This window comes from Bradyrhizobium cosmicum, from assembly GCF_032290525.1.
GTDB lineage: Bacteria > Pseudomonadota > Alphaproteobacteria > Rhizobiales > Xanthobacteraceae > Bradyrhizobium > Bradyrhizobium cosmicum_A.
Window position 1 is genome coordinate 1 of the sequence record NZ_JASXTA010000210.1, and the last position, 275, is coordinate 275.

1 protein-coding gene is annotated in these 275 nt (G+C 62.9%); it reads right to left on the reverse strand.

Annotated elements, in window-relative coordinates:
- Nucleotides 1–41 precede the first annotated feature (41 nt).
- Nucleotides 42–275 (reverse strand): hypothetical protein (locus QSV46_RS39690; RefSeq protein WP_314964089.1); only part of this gene is annotated, 234 nt, incomplete at its 5' end.

The following is a 275-nucleotide window of genomic DNA, read 5'->3' on the forward strand; positions in this document are numbered from 1 at the left end:
CGGCTGCAGTTGGCCGGCGAATAGGTCGCAAAGCGGCGGAGTCAGTTTCTCAGGCTATAGGCCGAGGCGTAAAGCGTGTTGGCCAATGCCGGCCGGGCGAGTTGGGCTCGCAACGCGGCCAGCACCTGAGCATCACAGGGTTGGTCACGCCGTTCCGGGCGCGAAATCTCTTCCATGGCGTCGATCAGCATCGACAGCCACAAACGCTGGGCGCTTGCCGATCGCCATCCCTGGAGTTGCTGACCCATCGCCTGTCCCTTTGGTCGGTACAACTG